Raw genomic sequence first — 18673 nt, 5'->3', positions numbered from 1 at the left:
CGAAGCATTATCATTTTAACTAAATTTCGAAAAAATGAAAACAACAACATTTCTAACATTTGTGGGTAATCAATGCGGAAAGGCAGAAGAAGCTATAAATTTCTATACTTCAATATTTCCAAATTCGGAAATTAAAAGCATAACAAAATACCGAGAGGGAGAGGATGGCGGAACACCGGAGCTTATCAAATATGGAGTATTTACATTGAATGGTGAAGAGTACATGGTTTCCGAAAGTAATTTTAATCACGCTTGGTCATTTACGCCTGGGGTATCACTTTTCGTTGCATGCAACTCTGAAAGTGAGATACAAACATTATTTGAAGAACTTTCAAGAAAAGGAGGCCAGATTATGGTTCCTCTTGACAACTACGCAGGTTCAGGGGATTACGGCTTTGGTAAAAAATTCGGGTGGTGCGAAGACAAATATGGCATTTCATGGCAACTTAACCTTTCAGAATAAATTCGAAAAATGCTAATAACTGCTGCAACAATGTAAATGAAATCATAGCTCCCATTCAGTCGTTAAGCTTCATATACTAACCGTTATGGCATTTATCTAATCTACCATTAAAATTCAATAAATGTTATCAATTTGCAAAAACATTGAATAGCAATTTTACTTGTTGTATTTTTGCATAAAATTACTGATTGTGAGTATAGAAGACATTCAAAATGAAATAATAGACGAATTTTCCATTTTCGAAGATTGGGAAGAACGTTACCAATATATGATTGATTTAGGGAAAGATTTACCCCTAATTGACGACCAATATAAAACCGACAATAATATCATCAAAGGCTGCCAAAGCAAAGTTTGGGTACATGCTGAAATGAAAGACGATAAAATAGAGTTTACAGCCGATAGTGATGCCATCATCACCAAAGGTATTATTGCTATTTTAATCCGTGTGTTTTCAGACCAACGCCCTAAAGATATTATTCATGCCGAAACTGATTTTATTGATAAAATTGGACTAAAAGAACATTTATCACCAACGCGTGCCAACGGTTTAGTAAGTATGGTAAAGCAATTAAAAATGTATGCCATTGCATACCAAACACAACTTAAGTAAGTTGATTTGTTTAGTCGTTTAACTGTTAATCATTAGTAACAAATAAACGCATAACAAATAAACGCATAAACATTATAGAGATGAGCGAAACAACCATAGACACCGCAGAATTAGGAGAGAAAATTGTAAACGTTTTAAAAACCATTTACGATCCAGAAATCCCAGTAGATATTTATGAATTAGGATTAATTTACGATGTATTTGTTAATGAAGATTACGATGTAAAAATCTTAATGACACTTACAACCCCCAATTGTCCAGTGGCCGAAACATTACCTCTTGAGGTAGAAGAAAAAGTAAAATCTTTGGATGCTGTAAACAGTGCCGAGGTTGAAATTACTTTTGATCCGCCATGGACACAAGAGTTAATGAGCGAAGAAGCCAAATTGGAACTAGGAATGCTGTAACAACAAAAACTAAATAATATTATCATGTCAAAAGAAGTCATCAAACATAGCGAAGGGTTTGAAGCCTTAAACCCCAACTTAAACCGCAAAGTGGTTCATTTAAATGATTTAATGGTTACAGTAATCGATTTTACCAACGGCCCAATGGAACAACCTGATCCGCCGCACAATCACCCACACGAGCAAATTACTTACGTGGCCAGTGGTTCGTTAAAGTTATTTGTTGAAGATCGAGAATACCTTTTAAACGAAGGTGATGTGTTCAAAATAGCATCTAACCTAAACCATTCGGTACAAACCCTAACCGAAAATGTGCGTTTAATTGACAGCTTCAATCCAATTCGTGAAGATTTTCTATAATTAAACCATTATATAAATATGGCAGACGAAATCATCAACCGCGTTGCGAACAGTAAATTGGTTACAGTAAACCTCGAGGATTATTATCCTAAAGGACAGCGGGTGCTTTTCGATGTAAAAGATTGGCTATTTGAAGGTTTTGTTTTGCGTGAAAAAGATTTTAGGAACCAGGTTAGCGAACATAATTGGGAACAATACCAAAATAGTTATGTGGCACTGACCTGCAGTTCTGATGCCATTATTCCAGGCTGGGCTTATATGCTCATTAGTATTCATTTAGAGCCCTACACTGCGAAGGTGGTTATAGGTAATCTTGAGCAACTGGAAACTTCCATTTACCAAGATGTTATCCATAATTTGGATGTTTCAGATTTTGAGGGTAAACCACTTATTATAAAAGGCTGCTCCAAAAAACCCGTACCTCAGAACGCCTACATCATGTTAGCCAACAAATTAAAACCCATTGCAAAATCTATAATGTATGGTGAGGCATGCTCTTCTGTGCCGCTTTACAAAAAGAAATAATTTCTTATTACTTTTGTGACTTAATTCCCAATAATGGGTCTTAAGCCATAACCACAGATTTATAAAAACCTTAAACAATTAATATGAAAAGAACGTTATTATTACTTGTATGTCTTATCGGAATGGTTTCGGTAAAGGCCCAAACCATGGAAGAACTTAAAGCCCAAAAAAAAGTTAAAGAAGATTCTATAAGCACCATTAAAGACAGAATAAAAGAAATACAAAAAGAAATGGATGCTATACCTGGCTGGAGAATAGGAGCCTTTGGTATTGTTGGAGGTAGTATTTCAAACTTTAATAACTGGTATGCTCAAGGAAAACCAAATAACTCTTCAGGTAATTTTGGAATTACATTTAATGGTTATGCCAATTTAATTCAAGAAAAATATTTTTGGAGAAACACATTAACCTCTAATTTAAATTGGGTTAAATTAGATGATAGAGACGACCCCAATGATGATGATAGTTTTAGCCCTACAACCGATGTATTCAATTTATCATCTTTATACGGTAGAAACATAACCAAAACCTTGGCTGTTTCTGGTTTGATGGAATACCGAACTACCTTGCTGGATAACTTTAACGACCCAGGTTATTTAGATTTAGGTGTTGGTGCCACTTGGACGCCCATTGAAAACCTGATTGTGGTGATTCATCCATTAAACTATAATTTTGTTTTTAGTAGTGGCGATACGGTTTTCGAATCGTCTTTAGGAGCAAAAATATTAGCTGATTACACCAGAGAAATTGGGGCCATAAAGTTTAAAACAAATCTGTCTATGTTTCAAAGTTACAAAAGCAGCGACTACTCAAACTGGACGTGGACCAACTCGTTTAGCTACACGCTTTGGAAAATGATTGGTGTTGGTTTCGATTTTGGTTTACGTAGCAACAAGCAAGAAGCTTTAAATTACGCCTTAGGTCAGTTTGATCCTATGGCAGTTCCTGCTCAAACCGAACCAACTTTTGATAACGTAGATAACAAATTACAAACCTATTACACCGTAGGTATATCGTATAAATTCTAATTATCCATTAGAATGGCTAACTCTGAAAAACGTTTCCTGATTGCAGGGGGCGTTTTTTGTTTTAAAAAAAACATATTGGTTTCTAACTTACTCAAACTTCCGTTTCTTCTTCCTCCCAAACAAGCGTTTAAAAAAGCCATCACGCTTTTCGGGTTCGCAATCTAAATCTTCTAAAACGTCGTTTGATGGTTTTTCAAATTGTGCCTTTGTTATGGCGTTAAAGTTACTATCCGCATTCAGTTTTTGGTAAAACTTGGCAAAAATGGGCAATGCCGAGTTGGCGCCCTGCCCCAATCCCGTGGTTTTAAAACCAATACTGTGGTTATCGTTGCCCACCCAAGTTACGGTTACCAAATTGGGGGTTAGACCCACAAACCAACCATCTTTATTGTTTTGTGTCGTGCCCGTTTTTCCTGCGATGTCGTTTTTTAAGCCGTAGGTACTTCGCAAGCGCGAAGCCGTACCAGTGTTTACGGTTGCTTTCAAGATTTCCAATAGCACTTCCCGGGTGTAGTCGCTATAGGCTTGGATTGGGTTTATTTCAGGCTTAAATTCGGCAATCACTTTGCCATGTTTATCCTCAATTTTGGTGATACTGTAGGTCTTAACGGATTTGGAATTGTTTACATAACTGGCATAAGCACCTGTTAAGTTTTTAAGATTGATTTCGGCAACACCCAAAGCTAATGAGGGTTCATTGGGCAAATCTTTTTCAATACCCAGTTTTTTAACTTGCTCATGCACCTTATCGATGCCTACTTTATCCAACACTTTTACGGCAATGGTATTTACGGAATGGCTCAGTGCTTTTTCTAAAGTGTAATTAATATTTGGGTCTTCTTCTTTGCTTCCCGAGTTGGTGGGCGTCCAGTCGTCATAATTGGTATAAGTGACTTCTGCTAACGAAAAGTAAGTACAAGGTTTCATCCCACCATCAATAGCTGCGGTATAAACAAAGGGTTTAAACGTAGAGCCCACTTGTCTTTCGCTTTGCGATACATGATCGTATTTAAAAAAGCGGTAATCGATGCCGCCAATATAGGTTCGTATAGCACCTGTTTGTGGATCAATAGCCAGCATACCGGTATTTAAAAACTTGAGATAATGTTGTAAACTGTCTTTTACCGAAATGGTTTTTATAGTATCGCCTGTCCAACCGAACAGCTCAACAGGTCGTTTTTTAGCTAATGAATCTTGGATTTTCTCTTCTGAAAATCCCTTGTCCTTCAAGGTTTTATAAACAGGCAGGTTTTTCACTGCGGCTTCAATAAGGCGTTTGTTGGTTTTCCATGGGGCACTATTTCCGTAGGACACTTCAAATTTGGCTTGCAGCTTTGCCAAATGTTCTTTCATGGAGTCTTCCGCCAAGGTTTGCATATCGTAATCTAGTGTGGTATGTACGATTAACCCATCTTTATATAAATCGTACGCTTCTCCGTCTGGCTTTTTTATGGAGTCTAAAATAGTGGCTAATTCTTGTTTTACCTGTTCCCTAAAATAGGGCGCTATACCCAAATCGTGATTGAACGACCGATAGTTTAATTCGAGTTTTTTATTCTGAAAGGTTTCCAAAGAATCTTTTGATATATAATCGTATTTAAACATTTGATTAAGCACCACATTGCGTCGTTCTTGACTGCGCTCCACATTCAACCGAGGATTAAAATAATGATTGGCTTTTAGTGTACCAACCAATGTAGCGGCTTCAGAAATGCTTAATTCTGAAGTGGTTTTATTAAAAAATTTTTGCGACGCACTTTCAATACCGTAAGTGTTATCGGAAAACGGTACCGTATTAAAATACAGGGTTAAAATATCGTTTTTGGAATAAATATCCTCAATACGCTTAGCGATGATGGCCTCCTTAAACTTGTTTATAAGCATAGTGAAAACCACATAATCTTTCCGCCCGAACAAGTTTTTAGCTAATTGCAACGTAATCGTACTTCCGCCACCTGCTGACCTATCCCTCAAAAGAATAGTCTTTATAAATACCCGCGCCAGACTCACATTATCGACACCATCATGCTCATAAAACCGAATGTCTTCGGTAGCTACTAATGCATCAATAAGATGTTGGGGAAAATCGTTGAACTCTAAAGGTTGCCTATCGTAAATATAATATTTACCAATAAGTTTTGCGTTCCTATCTAATACTTGGGTAGATTCTTCCTGCTTGATGGAACTAAGTTCTTCTTTGGTGGGCAGCTTACCGAAAGCACCCCAATAAATGCTGAAGTAAAGCACAATAAAAAAAGTAACCACGGCAGTTCCAGCCATCAAACTCCATCTAATCCATTTATTTTTGAGCAGTTTTGAAACCCATTTCATATAAACTATAGCAGTTTTCTTTAACTTTCCTCATCGTAATCGGGATAAAGAAAGTGATTGTATGGAAAACGGGTAATATGAATTTCTCTCACCTCATCATAAACCCGTTTTTTAAAGTCTTCTAAATTCTCCTTATTTAACGCAGAAATAAACAAAGCATTGTCTCCTACCTTGTTCATCCAGGTTTTTTTCCACTCGGTAAGCGTGTAGTGTTTTTCGGTGCGTTCGGTTTCCAAATCGTCTTCCTCAAAAGGTTCGGGTTCGTAAGCATCAATTTTATTGAACACCATAATGGTTGGCTTATCGTTGCTATCAATTTCACCTAGAATTTTATTTACCGAATCGATATGCTCCTCAAAATTAGGATGCGAAATATCAACCACGTGCAATAGCAAATCGGCCTCGCGAACCTCATCAAGAGTACTTTTAAAACTTTCAACCAACTGGGTAGGCAGTTTTCTGATGAATCCTACCGTATCGCTTAACAAAAACGGTAAATTTTGTATCACCACTTTCCTAACGGTAGTATCTAAAGTAGCAAACAGCTTATTTTCGGCGAACACCTCACTTTTACTTATCGTATTCATTAAGGTAGATTTACCAACATTGGTGTAACCAACTAGTGCCACACGCACCATTTTACCTCGGTTACCGCGTTGCACGGCCATTTGTTTGTCGATGGTTTCAATACGTTTTTTTAAAAGTGCAATTTTATCGCGCACTATACGTCTATCGGTTTCTATTTCCGTTTCACCGGGTCCGCGCATCCCAATACCCCCCTTTTGGCGCTCAAGGTGGGTCCACATACCTCGTAATCTTGGTAGTAAATATTCGCATTGGGCTAATTCCACTTGCGTGCGGGCATAACTGGTTTGGGCGCGTTGGGCAAAAATATCCAATATCAAATTGGTTCTATCCAATACCTTAACATCCAATATTTTACTAATATTACGTTCTTGTGCGGCCGAAAGTTCATCATCAAAAATAGCAGTGTCAATATCGTTTTCTTTTATAAAATGGCGTACATCTTCCATTTTCCCTGTACCAATAAAGGTTTTCGGGTTGGGCATATCCATTTTTTGGGTAAAACGCTTTATCGCATCGCCACCCGCCGTATAGGTTAAAAACTCGAGTTCATCCAAATATTCTTTAGATTTTTCCTCATCTTGATCCTTGGTAATAATTCCTATTAAAACAGCTTTTTCTAAGCCCATATCATTTAATTGTAAAATCCCTGCAAAGTTACGCAATTACAAGCATTTTCTTTTTTATATTTTTAAGCCTATTTTTGATTTATGATTGAAAACTTAGAAGATATCCCTGTTCGGAAAGATTTACAAACCATAGGGTTTTATAATCTTGAAAACTTGTTTGATACTAAAGACGACACCAAAACAACAGGTGATAACGATTTTTTGCCGACTTCAAAAAAAAAATGGACTCCAAAACGCTATGACAATAAGTTACGGAAATTGGGATTTGCCATTTCAAATATTGGCAGACAAGAAACAGGGAAACACCCAGCCATCGTTGGTCTGGCAGAAGTTGAAAACGCGAAGGTTATTGAAGATTTGATAAGCTCCAAACATCTGGAAGAACTCAATTATGGCTACGTACATTATAATTCCCCAGATGAACGTGGCATTGATACAGCCTTAATCTACGATATGTACGCCTTTGAAGTTTTACATTCCGAAGCTTTCAGCGTGCCTTTGGTTGATGACGATGGCGAACCCGATTACACACGTGATATTTTGTTGGTTTCGGGATTGCTCGATGGCGAAAAAATACATATGATTGTAAACCATTGGTCCTCAAGACGTGAAGGTGCCAAGGAAACTGAGCATAAACGTTTTGCCGCCGCCGATAGGGTAATATCAATTATTGACAAATTAAAAACAGATGACACGAATGCAAAAATTGTGGTGATTGGCGATTTTAACGACGACCCATCGAGCAACAGTATAAAACGAATGGTTAATAACCAAGATTTGTACAACCCCATGGAAGTACTGCATACCTATACCAGAGGAACAACCTCACACCAATTTAGGTGGAACCTCTTCGACCAGATTATCTTTTCTACGAATTTTTTTGAGGCGACGCCTGATACCTTAAGTTTTGATAAAGCCGAGATTTTTGATACCGAATTTTTAAAACTCTTTAAAGGGAAGTATAAAGGAAAACCTTTTAGAACCTACGTTGGTCCAAAATACAGAGGTGGTTATAGCGACCATTTTCCTGTGTATGCTATTTTTAAAAAGTAGCATCGTTGCGAATGAAGTAGCCTGCTCTGAGCCTTTTGGCTACGCTCAAGATAAACTAAATCGAAGTGTAACAATTTTAATTCCAACTCCAAACAAACTGATTCTCACGTCGCTCCTAGCGTCACTCCTCAGAATGACAAGGCTATAATAAAACCTGAAATATAAATGGACACGTCATGGTGAGGGAGGCACAACCGTGAGCATCTCTCGATTAAGACAAAAAATTAAAAGATTCAAAGACTATCACTCAGAATGATGGAAAAAATAGTCGCTTGGTGAGACCCTGAATCGAGTTCAGGGTGACGTCATAAATGACGTCAAACCGCTTGAAGCAACACAAAAGCCAAACCTAAAATAGCCATTGGCAAAAACCAAAGCAGTCCTATACTGTAATTCAACTTTTTGTTTTTAAGCATGTTGGCGTTTAAAACTTTACGTTTTCTACCGCCATACTTCATCCAATTTTTAAAATAGATAGAAACAACCACTAAACCAAATAGCGTCCATGCTTTGCCTGCCGACATCACGGCTACATGCATACTTCTAAAAAAACCAGTAAAAAATACGCCCAATACCAGTAGTAAACTACACTGCAAAAAGCTTATGTAAAATACCGCAATGCCGCTGGCGCTTTTGATTTTTTTGGTTTTGTAATGTTGAAAAACATTGAAGAAAAGGGCATCGAAGGTTGTCATTCAGTTTTTTGGTAAATATAGCATTTAGAAAACTATTCTATATAGTCAACCCTAATTTCGTCCAATTCATAAACCCCATCAAAATTATCAAATCCGCTACCTGTATATTTAAATGCGATATGTATTGTTCCTGATACGCAAGATAAATCTACAGTTCCAGAGTTAAACCAAGGAGCAAAAGAGTCAGTATCCTTCACCACATAGGCATCAGTAAGAATGCCCCAAGTAGCTAAGGTTACACCTGCTTCGGTACCATCCCAATCGAGCGAATAAAGAACTTCCATGTAACTGCTATCAGCCAAACTGTTCGAAGTTTTAAAACGTAAGGTTTCCCCATCTTGAGCATCTAAATTAATGGCTGGCGTTATGAGCCAACCTATGTTGCTCACATCTCCAGAACTAGCCGATTGAAACCGTGCCGAACGACCTAACGAGCCATTTGATGATGTTGATGAATAGCCTTCCCAAGCCTCGGTTCCTGCTTCCATATAATTGGTCCAGCCATCAATTTCAATGGGCCTATTGTTTCTTTGCGGCTCGAAGTCTTCATATAATAAATTACCCGTTCCTAGCTTTGAAGCTATACCGCATGACAGTTCCATGGGGTCGCAGCGTTGGTTGTTTTCAAAATTAACGTCGGCAGAACTATTTAATATAAACACATTAAAATCGTCGCCAAAATCGCGACTAAAAATACCCGTTACGCTGCCTTGCCCTTGGGGCACTATCAAGGATTTAAAATCGGCGAATGTGCTAGTTTGCATCATAATGGAAATTCCCGATTCGCAACTTTCCAGCAGACGGAAACCATCAAATTCATCAAAAGATTCGCTGGCATAACTGGCTCCCAACTCAAAACGGTTGAGTTGCACATTGTCCAATTTTATTAAAGTATTTTGGTCCCAATCGGATAAATCGGCCAACCCAACGGTTTTTGGGATAATGGTGGCTATTTCGTTACTTCTTAAAACAATATCTTTATATTCGGCAGCCTGAATTTGCTTCACGTTTACGCCATCACCTTTACCAATGTTTATAACACCATTTTCTTCACCAATAGTCAATCCGCTCATTTTCACATAAACTTTTTGCCCAAATTGATAGGTGTCCGACAAGCTGCTGACATTGATGCTTATACGAAACCCAATCCTCGGGTCATTATCAGGATTGCTATCGTCCGTTTTGTTTTGAACGATGAGTTCCTCAAAAAAGTTTCCTGATTTATCGGAGGACACCACATAACCTTCAATGTACAAATCGGTTTCATCATCAATCATTGCAGTACTGTTTCCATTATTTACAGCTTGCTCGTACAAGGCTTTAATAGCCTTAAAAGTGGTGATTTGTTCTTGTGGGATTTCAGGCTCGGTAATTGAAATATCTGGTGTGCTAAAATCGTCATCCTGAACACAGGAAGCCAAAAGAGGCAGCACCATTAAAAACCCGAAAATTGATCTTACATTCTTCATCTATTTATTTTTTTTGAATACGCATTACTCATAATCATTGCTCTTGTTTGTCATTCCGAATTTACTTCGGAATCTCATCATTCTACAATCAAAAACTTTATGAGAACCTGAAACAAGTTCAGGTTGACAAAACCTTTTTTATTACCATTTACAACCCGTTATTTGTTATTATGCCAAATGCCCATTATTGGTTAGAACCTAAAGTTTAAATTTAAAAAATAAGTGGTTCCACGGCCATACCAGTATTTTGGTCCGAAAACGGGTGTTGACAACGCTTTATCGTCTCGCAGTTCACGGTAATTCGCATTTCTTCCCTGTTCAAAACCTCCCGTTTTGTAAATTTCATTTAAAAGGTTGTTGATACTTGCGAACAAGCCCACGTAATATTGGCCAATTTTCCAAGATTTTCCACCAACAAGATTTACAACCATATAATCATCGAAACGCTCTTGTTTTAAAAGTTCTTTAGCCAATTCTTCGTCGTAATCATTAAACACGTTTCCATCAAAATCAGTATTAAAATTTGAAGAACGCGTTAATGGGCTCACATCAATATATGTATTGCTGAAAAAATTGGCAGTAGCGCCGAACCACCAATAATCGGGGTCGCGGTATTCAAAGCCCACCGAATAGGCATTTTGTGGACCCGAAGCCAATCTGTAATTTTTTAAGTTTGATTTACCGAAATCTTTAAAGCCGTCAACAAAACCAGCTGCTACCGATTCGTCATCAGGTTCTGTTGATAAATACAAATTCGGGTTATTACCATAAGTAAATTGTCCAACGGCAGCAGCACCTTTAAGTTTTATGGTGGACGTAACCTGGGCTTCTACCCCAAGCTCTGCTCCAAAATGTTTTTTGTCAATACCTTGCAGAATTTCTTGGACAAAAACGGCATTATCACCACCAATACCATCGGCGAAATAAAATGATATTTCATTGGCATCAGTCATTTTTGTAAAATACCCCGTGAGCTTGGCTTTAACTATTGGAGACCGAAAAACATAACTCGCATCGGTAGAAGTTATTTTTTCTTCGGAAATATTAGGAGTCACATTATGGTTTTCCCTAGAGTTTGAAAAGGTATTTTGAATGGATGGCGGTCTGGAAAGATAACCCGCATTGAGATTAAAAACATGTTTTCCTGATAATTTATAGGTAAAACCACCTTTACCGCCAAAGCCCATAAAGTTTAATTTTTCACCCTTGCCAAGGGAATTATCTGGAAAGCCTCCGTTTTGGTAAATACCCTCACGCTGGTATTGGGTATTTTTCAAACTTCCCGCAACGTAAAAGTCAATTTTTTTATAGCTGAATTGAGCTTGTGCAAAAGCACTAATTTCGTTTGCAAATATGTTGTAATGGTATTTAAAGGCATCGCCTACCGAAACCAATCGATTGGGATTGAGCAAATCGCTTTGTGCTTCATTAATCTCAGTAGCAAAACCATCAATATCCAAATAAGTTGAGGCTCCCATAAGGTCTATAACCTCCGCAAAGTTTGTAGATTTTAAGTTTTTATAATTCACACCTGTATTGAAAATAATGTGGCCGTTAATTTCTTTTCTTAAAATAGAATTGACCGTAAGTTGGTTATCGTCCACTCGGTCCTCGTAAAGTGCATAAATAGCATTGCCCCCATTTTGGGCATTTATAATGTTTGCTTCGTACATACTCCTCCAATTAATTTGACCATCATTTTGAAAGGTTTTTAGCGCGCCATAGGCAAACTGCAAATCTTCAGGAAAATTACGCTCAAAATAACTGGGAAGTTTCTGATAATACGACGGGCTTGGGTTAGCCCCACCACCTTGTGGAAAACCGTCAATTAAATCGGTGCCATTATAATCCAATCGACTATTTCCCATTTTTCCAAATTGATAAGACACATTAGTATTTAAAGAAGTTTTGCTGTTTATATCCCAATAATGGTTGAGAATTACAATGGGCTCATTGATTTCTTTAATTCGGGAATTTCGCTTTTCACCATCCTGCCAACCCCAATATCCGTTGTACTTTATATCCTTTAAATTGTAAACTTCTTGCGTGTTGGGTGACGATTTACCTCGTCGGTTTGGTGTGTAAATAGCCGTTAAATTCAAACTGTGTTTCTCATTAAATTTCTTTTCTATTGAAGTGAAAAACGAGTTGGCACTATATAATGTTGCATCTTGGTAGCCTTCATTTCCCCAACGCCTTCCGAAGGAAACCGTGTATGCCCAGTTATTTTTTAATAATCCAGAGGCGTAAGTGGCCATAAGTCTATTGGTATAACTCCGGTTTGATGACGAATAGGTTATGCGGCCACCGGGACGTGCCTGTGTTGCTCTTACATTCATATTGGTTGTTCCCAAAACCCCTCCAAATGCGTAACTAGAGGGTGTTAATCCCAACGACAGCTCTTGGTTTCGCAATACATCGTTTATACCGCCCCAATTACTCCATTGTGGTCTGCCGTTAAAGGTTTTGTTCATTTCGATACCATTAATTAAAACAGTACCGTTGTTGGAATCGAGCCCACGCATTCGGAAGAAGGATGAACTAAACTCAAATGCGGCCGTTCTTTGGAAAACATCGAGCGAAGACGCCAATAGCCCTGAAATATTATCGGCACCACTGGTATCGTCGTTAAGTTCGTCATCAGATAAGGTTATGGTAAATAAATCGGCTGCATAAGCAGTGTTATGCTCTAAAATCATATCAGAGATATCAACCGTTTCGCCTTCATTAACTATAATGGGATAGCGATTGGTTAGATACCCCGTTTTAGTAATTCTTAAAACCTGTTCACCCAAAGGCACATCCTTATCAAACACAAATTCACCCAAAACATTGGTCAAAACGTATTGATTTGTTTCTTCGATGGTTACCGTAACATCTTGGAGAGCATCATATGAAAGAGCATCTTTAATACTTCCTCTTATGAGCGTTTCTTGCGAAAAAGAAGCACTAGAATACACACTAAAAAGAAAAAAAAGCAATACCTTATTCATAGTAAATTTTATACAAAATTAGTTAAAAAAGCAACTTATTGTGTAGAAATTTACAACATTTATAAGAAACACGTAAATTTGTCTTAGGTTTTGTACAATACTTTAAAACTAATAAGTACTGCATAATAATGAAAATATCAAAATATAGCTTTTTAGTGTTCCTTTACTTTGGAATGATTGCTAACGCCCAAGAAAAGACATTTAAAATCCATACCGTGGCATTTTACAATCTTGAAAATTTATTTGACACCATAAACAATCCCCAAAAGTTAGACGAATACAGCCCCATAATGGAGCTAAAAACCAATAGGCAAGATGCGTATAAACAGAAAATAAGTAATATGGCTCGGGTAATTGCGGACATTGGTAGCGATGTAACTCATAACCCACCCAGCATTATAGGTGTTTGCGAAATTGAAAATAAAAATGTTTTGGATGATTTGGTTAACGATTCGACATTAGTTGATAAAGATTATGGTATCGTTCATTTTGACGCACCAGATGCCCGAGGCATTGATGTCGCCTTGTTATATCAAAAAAAGGCATTTATGCCTATAAACACGAGTAATCACGAACTTAAAATTTACGACGACCAAAGTCAGAAACGCGTTTATACCCGTGATCAACTTTTGGTAAGCGGAACACTTGAAGGTGAATTGATTCATATTATTGTTAATCATTGGCCCTCTAGACGGGGTGGCGAGTCTAGGAGTCAACCCAAACGTATTGCCGCAGCTAAACTTAACAAATATTTAATGGATTCGTTACAAGTAATAGACCCCTATGCTAAAATTATTACGATGGGCGACTTAAACGACAACCCCAACAATAAAAGCGTAACAAACATCTTAAAGGCCAAAAACAAGCCAAAAAAAGTAGGACTTAAAGGTATTTACAATCCCTTTATTGATTTTTACAAAAATGGCTTGGGTACTACAGCATACCGTGATAATTGGAGTTTATTTGATCAAATTATGCTTTCAAAGCCTTTCTTGAAAAAAGATTTTTTGTCTTTTATGTTTTACAAGGCTGGCATCTTTAACAAGAATTATTTAATCCACAACAAGGGGCGTTACAAAGGCTACCCTTATAGAAGCTGGAGCAATGGCGCATTTAGCAATGGTTATAGCGACCATTTCCCTGTCTATGTTTATCTCATTAAGGAAGTTGATTAACTACCCTATCCAAGCACCCCAAGGGATTCTTGATAAAAACAAAATTAGGGCAATGCTGTAAAAAATCGCAATGGTTTTAAGCTTAACTTTTGATGTGAGTTTCTTTTTATGTTTAGAATAGCCAATGGTAATTAATGCCACAGCCAAAATATTTATGATAGGGTGCTCAACCAAATACAATCTATTTAAAGAATCTTTCATGATTTCACCCATACCTAGTTCGCTAAACAATTTTAATCTTGGCGAAACAAAATAAAGTACCAGACCAATGAGTAATTGAATATGTGATACGATTAAAGTGAACAGCGATTTTCTAAAATCGTTGGCTTCGTACTCTTTATCTCCAAAGGTTTTAACAATAGCATTAAGCGTTGCAATTATTAGAACCAATAATACCAAATAGGCCCAATAGGAATGAAGTGCTTTTACGGTTTCGTACATGAATTTCTAAATTTATTTGTTGTTACATATTTAACAATTTGTCTAGTCCTAAAAGAATCGACACAGATTTTTAAACAAATTCTATCGTTTCCCTTTATAATAATTCAACAAATTTGTAGTTGAAGAATCATGGCTATTGGTTGCGCTATTGTTAAATTCCTGTAAAATTTTGTTGGCCAACTGCTTTCCTAATTCTACTCCAAATTGATCGTAACTAAAAATATTCCAAATTATACCTTGTACAAATATTTTATGCTCGTACATCGCTATTAACTTTCCTAAACTTTCTGGTGTTAGTTTGTTAATGAAAATGGTGTTTGTAGGTTTATTGCCCTGAAACACCTTGAATGCAATGACATTGGATTGCGTGCTTTCAGCAATGACTTGCTGTTCGGTCTTACCATTCAACAACGCTTCCGTTTGAGCCAAAAAGTTAGACATCAATTTATCTTGATGATCTTGGTTGCCATGCAACGCCTCTGCAAATCCAATAAAATCGGCTGGAATTAATTTTGTACCTTGATGTATCAACTGGAAAAAGGCGTGTTGTGCATTTGTACCTGGTTCACCCCAAATTATTGTACCTGTTTGGTAGTATATTGGTTTTCCGTTTCGGTCTACACTCTTACCGTTACTTTCCATAATGCCCTGTTGCAAATAGGTTGCAAACTGATTTAAATACTGAGAATACGGAATAATGGCTTCACTTTCAGCTTCAAAAAAGTTATTGTACCATACACTTATCAGAGCTAAAATTACTGGTATATTAGAATTGAAATCTTCATTTTTAAAGTGCTCATCCATTTGGTGCGCACCCGTTAACAGGCTATCAAAATTATCGTACCCAACAGCTAAACTGATACTCAAACCTACAGCACTCCAAAGAGAAAAACGACCGCCAACCCAATCCCACATCGGAAAAATGTTGTTTTCGTCAATACCAAAAGCTTTCACATTTTTAATGTTAGTCGATACCGCCACAAAATGTTTCGCAATTGCATCTTCCGAAGCCGATTTTAAAAACCATTCTTTGATGGTATTGGCATTTGAAAGTGTTTCCTGAGTGGTAAACGTTTTTGAAACGATTACAAATAGAGTGGTTTCTGGGTTTAATTTTTTTATAACTTCATTTACATGATCACCATCAACATTACTCACAAAGTGTGTTGTTAAATGGTTTTTGTAAAACTGTAAGGAATCAACCACCATGGCTGGACCTAAATCTGAACCACCAATTCCAATATTAACCACATCGGTGAATGATTTGCCAGTGTGCCCTTTTCGCTCACCGTTTACGACTTCATTGGTAAAGGCTTTTATTTTTTCTTTAACCTCATAAATCTCAGGCATAACATTTACACCATCAACTTTCAAATCGGCTGTTTTAGGTGCTCTAAGTGCTGTATGCAATACCGACCTTCCTTCAGTTTTATTGATGGTTTCTCCAGCAAACTGACTATTAATTGCTTCTTTTAACTTCACCTCGTCAGCGAGTTCCAATAAGTGTTTTAAGGTTTCTTCCGTAATTCTGTTTTTAGAATAATCTACATAGAAGTCGTCCCATTTAATGGTGAAATTATTTGCACGATTAGCATCTTTTGCAAATAAGTCTTTCATGTGAAGACCTTTTACATTTCCAAAATGCTCCTGTAACTTTTTCCAGGCTCCCGTGTTTGTTGGGTTGATAGTTGGTAGTGCCATATTATGAATTTGCTTGTGTTATTGTTGGTTGAACTGGTTGTTCTTCTTTTATTTCTGGTTTAAAATACAAATTATCTAGCTGATACTTTATAGGTTCTATAAAATCTAGATATTTTACCTTTAAACTATCTGAAATAGGCTTTGCTTCAGGCAATTTTTGCTTAAATGGATCGACTTGTCTGCCATTTTTCCAGAAACGGTAGCAAACGTGCGGACCACCTGTGTTGCCGGTCATACCCACCCAGCCAATAACATCACCTTGCTTTACAAAATCACCTACTTTAGATTTACGTCTGCTCATATGCAGGTATTGTGTTTCGTAAGTGGCATTATGACGTATTTTTACATAATTACCGTTACCTCCTCTTCTTTTCGATTCGGTTACAGTACCATTTGCAGTAGCCATAATAGGTGTACCTATTGGCGCGGCAAAATCGGTACCTTTATGTGGGCGCACTTTATAACCATAAACCGCAATACGTCGCCTTAAATTATATCGTGACGAGATTCGGCTGAATTTTACTGGCGCTTTTAAAAAAGCGCGACGTAAATTTTTGGCTTCTTCATTAAAATAATCTACAATACCTTTAACACTATCGGTTTGAAATCTGAAAGCATAAAATGGTTCGCTGTTATGTTCAAAGTATGCTGCCTTAACATCATGTACACCTGTATAAATACTGTCGTCAATATATTTATCGGTGTAAATCACCTTAAAGCGGTCTCCTTTTTGAAGACGTCTAAAATCTATAGTCCATGCATAAATTTCATCTGCTAATTTGTTGGTTAAAACGGCACTCACCCCTTGCTCGTCTAAGGTTTCAGAAATACTACTATTGATAACTCCCGTTACCGTTTTTTCAACATAGGTAATAGGTTTTACGCCTTTAAAAGCATGAATAGTATCTTTAAAATTTATTACCACATATTCTTCTTTTGATGGCTGATAAATAAAAGATTGAGGCGACTCTAAAGAATCTTTAGCGCATAAAATGGTATAAGGCTTTCCTCTTTGAAAGAACCTTGCTATGTTATAGATTTCCTTTGTTTTTTCGGCGATATGGAAGATTTTAGGGTATCCAATATTGTTACGCTCCAAAATTTCACCAAAACTTTCTCCAGCCTTGACGGTGTCTCGTTTAACAATATAATCGTTGAGTTTAAAGCCAAATTCTATAATCTCTTTAACTTCCTCAACAACTTTTTCTGGTTTTTCAACTAGGACTTTTTCTTCCTCTTCTTTACAACTTATAAAAAAAGCTGCAATCGCTAGTAACGCGATTAAATATCTGTTCCCCAAGTTTCTTTCTCGTTCTCTGTCCATAAATCTGGAAAAAATATTCTTTTTTGGTATTTTGGGTGCATATACTTTACCCATTCACTTCCTCCTGTGGCTTCTGCGGTTTGCCCCCCAATATTTAAATAATGGTTTGCCGTATGGTAATGGGCCATCACCCATTTTATATTTACCGTGTAATCGTAATGCCGCATGGCCTTTATCAAATCTTTATTGATTTGCGAAGCTTTGGGCAATGCCTTAAACTTGATCCACAAATTATTAAATTGATAAAATTTTGTAAATCTAATAAATTCCTCTTTATATCGCTCTTCAAAAGCCGATAATGTATAGGTTTTTTTTCCTGTTTTATAGTCTTTACCAGCTGCTTGCCAATACAAATGCTCAAAAGCATGCTCGTAGGATGAATTTCTATCTATAGTGTCTCGAAATCTCTTATCGATTAAATTGATAAGCTCGGTAGATGCAAACTCAATTTTTCTATATTGTGCACTTTGGAAACCGCTCGCTGGAGTTAAAGTTGTTCTGAATTTGTTGTATTGGCAAACATCCATCCCATCTTTCATAATACTGAAAGATGAGGTTAGCACATCAAAGTATCTGCTAATGCGCATAATTTTATCGGTAAATACTTCTGTCGTTATTTCATCTGCCTTCGCCAACTGCTCTATTTCACTAAGAATCATTTTGAACAGCAACTCAGATATTTGATGGTACATGATGAAAACCTTTTCATCAGGAAAATCTGTTCGTTGTATCTGAAGATTCAGCAAGGCATCTGTTTGGATATAATCCCAATAATTAATAGGTTTGCTGTGCAGCAATCCTTCTAAATGTGCCTCGACATCTTGGTCGATAGCATCGTATTTCTCCTTTAGTTTTTTATTTAAGTTGGTGCTCAAAATGCG

The 18673-nt window shown here is 37.1% G+C and carries 17 protein-coding genes; 8 read left to right on the top strand and 9 right to left on the bottom strand.

The genetic code is table 11. The features are described from left to right. Positions 1 to 34 precede the first annotated feature (34 nt). The 6 genes from ACIEHO_RS01740 to ACIEHO_RS01715 all read left to right on the top strand — a co-directional run bounded on the left by ACIEHO_RS01740 (position 35) and on the right by ACIEHO_RS01715 (position 3396). On the top strand, positions 35 to 463 hold the full coding sequence (locus tag ACIEHO_RS01740) for a VOC family protein (RefSeq protein ID WP_406968014.1): 429 nt from the start codon (positions 35 to 37) through the stop codon (positions 461 to 463). 190 nt (positions 464 to 653) lie between these two features. Beyond that, the gene (locus ACIEHO_RS01735) at positions 654 to 1076 is read left to right on the top strand and encodes a SufE family protein (protein WP_406968012.1); all 423 of its coding nucleotides are present in this window, start codon (positions 654 to 656) and stop codon (positions 1074 to 1076) included. An 80-nt stretch (positions 1077 to 1156) separates the two neighbouring features. After that, positions 1157 to 1483, top strand: coding sequence for an SUF system Fe-S cluster assembly protein (locus ACIEHO_RS01730; RefSeq protein ID WP_406968010.1), 327 nt, complete (start codon positions 1157 to 1159; stop codon positions 1481 to 1483). Between the two features lie 24 nt (positions 1484 to 1507). Further along, on the top strand, positions 1508 to 1843 hold the full coding sequence (locus tag ACIEHO_RS01725; protein ID WP_406968008.1) for a cupin domain-containing protein: 336 nt from the start codon (positions 1508 to 1510) through the stop codon (positions 1841 to 1843). A gap of 18 nt (positions 1844 to 1861) precedes the next feature. Then, positions 1862 to 2368, top strand: a complete 507-nt coding sequence (locus tag ACIEHO_RS01720; protein WP_406968006.1) for a DUF2480 family protein — start codon at positions 1862 to 1864, stop codon at positions 2366 to 2368. Between the two features lie 83 nt (positions 2369 to 2451). Continuing rightward, positions 2452 to 3396 carry a DUF3078 domain-containing protein gene (locus ACIEHO_RS01715; RefSeq protein ID WP_406968004.1) on the top strand — a complete coding sequence of 315 codons (945 nt, stop codon included), beginning with the start codon at positions 2452 to 2454 and terminating at the stop codon, positions 3394 to 3396. A gap of 87 nt (positions 3397 to 3483) precedes the next feature. Here ACIEHO_RS01715 and ACIEHO_RS01710 read toward each other — a convergent pair whose 3' ends face one another. Next, positions 3484 to 5727, bottom strand: coding sequence for a transglycosylase domain-containing protein (locus tag ACIEHO_RS01710; protein ID WP_406968002.1), 2244 nt, complete (start codon positions 5725 to 5727; stop codon positions 3484 to 3486). 20 nt (positions 5728 to 5747) lie between these two features. After that, on the bottom strand, positions 5748 to 6941 hold the full coding sequence (hflX, locus tag ACIEHO_RS01705; RefSeq protein ID WP_406968694.1) for a GTPase HflX: 1194 nt from the start codon (positions 6939 to 6941) through the stop codon (positions 5748 to 5750). Between the two features lie 81 nt (positions 6942 to 7022). Between hflX and ACIEHO_RS01700 the strand changes: the two genes are divergently transcribed. Beyond that, positions 7023 to 7994: an endonuclease/exonuclease/phosphatase family protein gene (locus ACIEHO_RS01700; protein ID WP_406968000.1), complete on the top strand. Its 972-nt coding sequence runs from the start codon at positions 7023 to 7025 to the stop codon at positions 7992 to 7994. 317 nt (positions 7995 to 8311) lie between these two features. Here the strand turns inward: ACIEHO_RS01700 and ACIEHO_RS01695 are convergent, their stop codons facing one another. From ACIEHO_RS01695 to ACIEHO_RS01685, 3 genes are all read right to left on the bottom strand, one after another. Beyond that, positions 8312 to 8689: a hypothetical protein gene (locus tag ACIEHO_RS01695; RefSeq protein WP_406967998.1), complete on the bottom strand. Its 378-nt coding sequence runs from the start codon at positions 8687 to 8689 to the stop codon at positions 8312 to 8314. Positions 8690 to 8721: 32 nt separating this feature from the next. Beyond that, positions 8722 to 10158 carry a DUF5689 domain-containing protein gene (locus ACIEHO_RS01690; protein ID WP_406967996.1) on the bottom strand — a complete coding sequence of 479 codons (1437 nt, stop codon included), beginning with the start codon at positions 10156 to 10158 and terminating at the stop codon, positions 8722 to 8724. A gap of 191 nt (positions 10159 to 10349) precedes the next feature. Continuing rightward, on the bottom strand, positions 10350 to 13151 hold the full coding sequence (locus ACIEHO_RS01685) for a TonB-dependent receptor (RefSeq protein ID WP_406967994.1): 2802 nt from the start codon (positions 13149 to 13151) through the stop codon (positions 10350 to 10352). Between the two features lie 128 nt (positions 13152 to 13279). On the opposite strand from ACIEHO_RS01685, the gene ACIEHO_RS01680 reads away from it, so the two are divergent. Next, positions 13280 to 14326 carry an endonuclease/exonuclease/phosphatase family protein gene (locus ACIEHO_RS01680; protein WP_406967992.1) on the top strand — a complete coding sequence of 349 codons (1047 nt, stop codon included), beginning with the start codon at positions 13280 to 13282 and terminating at the stop codon, positions 14324 to 14326. Here ACIEHO_RS01680 and ACIEHO_RS01675 read toward each other — a convergent pair whose 3' ends face one another. The 4 genes from ACIEHO_RS01675 to ACIEHO_RS01660 form a co-directional block, all read right to left on the bottom strand. Continuing rightward, positions 14327 to 14767 carry a hypothetical protein gene (locus ACIEHO_RS01675; protein WP_406967990.1) on the bottom strand — a complete coding sequence of 147 codons (441 nt, stop codon included), beginning with the start codon at positions 14765 to 14767 and terminating at the stop codon, positions 14327 to 14329. It abuts the gene before it with no gap. A gap of 81 nt (positions 14768 to 14848) precedes the next feature. Further along, a complete protein-coding gene (gene pgi, locus ACIEHO_RS01670) occupies positions 14849 to 16468 on the bottom strand; it encodes a glucose-6-phosphate isomerase (protein ID WP_406967988.1) in 1620 nt (539 codons plus the stop codon). Position 16469: 1 nt separating this feature from the next. After that, entirely contained in the window at positions 16470 to 17792 is a 1323-nt protein-coding gene (locus ACIEHO_RS01665) for a peptidoglycan DD-metalloendopeptidase family protein (RefSeq protein ID WP_406967986.1), read from the bottom strand. Further along, positions 17750 to 18667 (bottom strand): tryptophan 2,3-dioxygenase family protein, encoded by a 918-nt coding sequence (locus ACIEHO_RS01660; protein ID WP_406967984.1) that lies wholly within the window; start codon positions 18665 to 18667, stop codon positions 17750 to 17752. Before ACIEHO_RS01660 ends, ACIEHO_RS01665 begins: the two co-directional genes overlap by 43 nt. Positions 18668 to 18673: the final 6 nt, after the last annotated feature.

The organism is Flavisericum labens (assembly GCF_045446075.1).
Classification (GTDB): Bacteria; Bacteroidota; Bacteroidia; order Flavobacteriales; family Flavobacteriaceae; genus Flavisericum; species Flavisericum labens.
This window is presented reverse-complemented; position numbering and strand designations above follow the sequence as displayed.

What these genes read in the sequence shown, in the direction of transcription:
- ACIEHO_RS01685 (WP_406967994.1), bottom strand. Translation starts at nt 13,151, where the DNA reads ATGAATAAGGTATTGCTTTTTTTTCTTTTTAGTGTGTATTCTAGTGCT.
- ACIEHO_RS01675 (WP_406967990.1), bottom strand. Translation starts at nt 14,767, where the DNA reads ATGTACGAAACCGTAAAAGCACTTCATTCCTATTGGGCCTATTTGGTA.
- hflX (WP_406968694.1), bottom strand. Translation starts at nt 6,941, where the DNA reads ATGGGCTTAGAAAAAGCTGTTTTAATAGGAATTATTACCAAGGATCAA.
- ACIEHO_RS01740 (WP_406968014.1), top strand. Translation starts at nt 35, where the DNA reads ATGAAAACAACAACATTTCTAACATTTGTGGGTAATCAATGCGGAAAG.
- ACIEHO_RS01665 (WP_406967986.1), bottom strand. Translation starts at nt 17,792, where the DNA reads ATGGACAGAGAACGAGAAAGAAACTTGGGGAACAGATATTTAATCGCG.
- ACIEHO_RS01725 (WP_406968008.1), top strand. Translation starts at nt 1,508, where the DNA reads ATGTCAAAAGAAGTCATCAAACATAGCGAAGGGTTTGAAGCCTTAAAC.
- ACIEHO_RS01710 (WP_406968002.1), bottom strand. Translation starts at nt 5,727, where the DNA reads ATGAAATGGGTTTCAAAACTGCTCAAAAATAAATGGATTAGATGGAGT.
- ACIEHO_RS01720 (WP_406968006.1), top strand. Translation starts at nt 1,862, where the DNA reads ATGGCAGACGAAATCATCAACCGCGTTGCGAACAGTAAATTGGTTACA.
- ACIEHO_RS01700 (WP_406968000.1), top strand. Translation starts at nt 7,023, where the DNA reads ATGATTGAAAACTTAGAAGATATCCCTGTTCGGAAAGATTTACAAACC.
- ACIEHO_RS01715 (WP_406968004.1), top strand. Translation starts at nt 2,452, where the DNA reads ATGAAAAGAACGTTATTATTACTTGTATGTCTTATCGGAATGGTTTCG.
- pgi (WP_406967988.1), bottom strand. Translation starts at nt 16,468, where the DNA reads ATGGCACTACCAACTATCAACCCAACAAACACGGGAGCCTGGAAAAAG.
- ACIEHO_RS01695 (WP_406967998.1), bottom strand. Translation starts at nt 8,689, where the DNA reads ATGACAACCTTCGATGCCCTTTTCTTCAATGTTTTTCAACATTACAAA.
- ACIEHO_RS01730 (WP_406968010.1), top strand. Translation starts at nt 1,157, where the DNA reads ATGAGCGAAACAACCATAGACACCGCAGAATTAGGAGAGAAAATTGTA.
- ACIEHO_RS01690 (WP_406967996.1), bottom strand. Translation starts at nt 10,158, where the DNA reads ATGAAGAATGTAAGATCAATTTTCGGGTTTTTAATGGTGCTGCCTCTT.
- ACIEHO_RS01680 (WP_406967992.1), top strand. Translation starts at nt 13,280, where the DNA reads ATGAAAATATCAAAATATAGCTTTTTAGTGTTCCTTTACTTTGGAATG.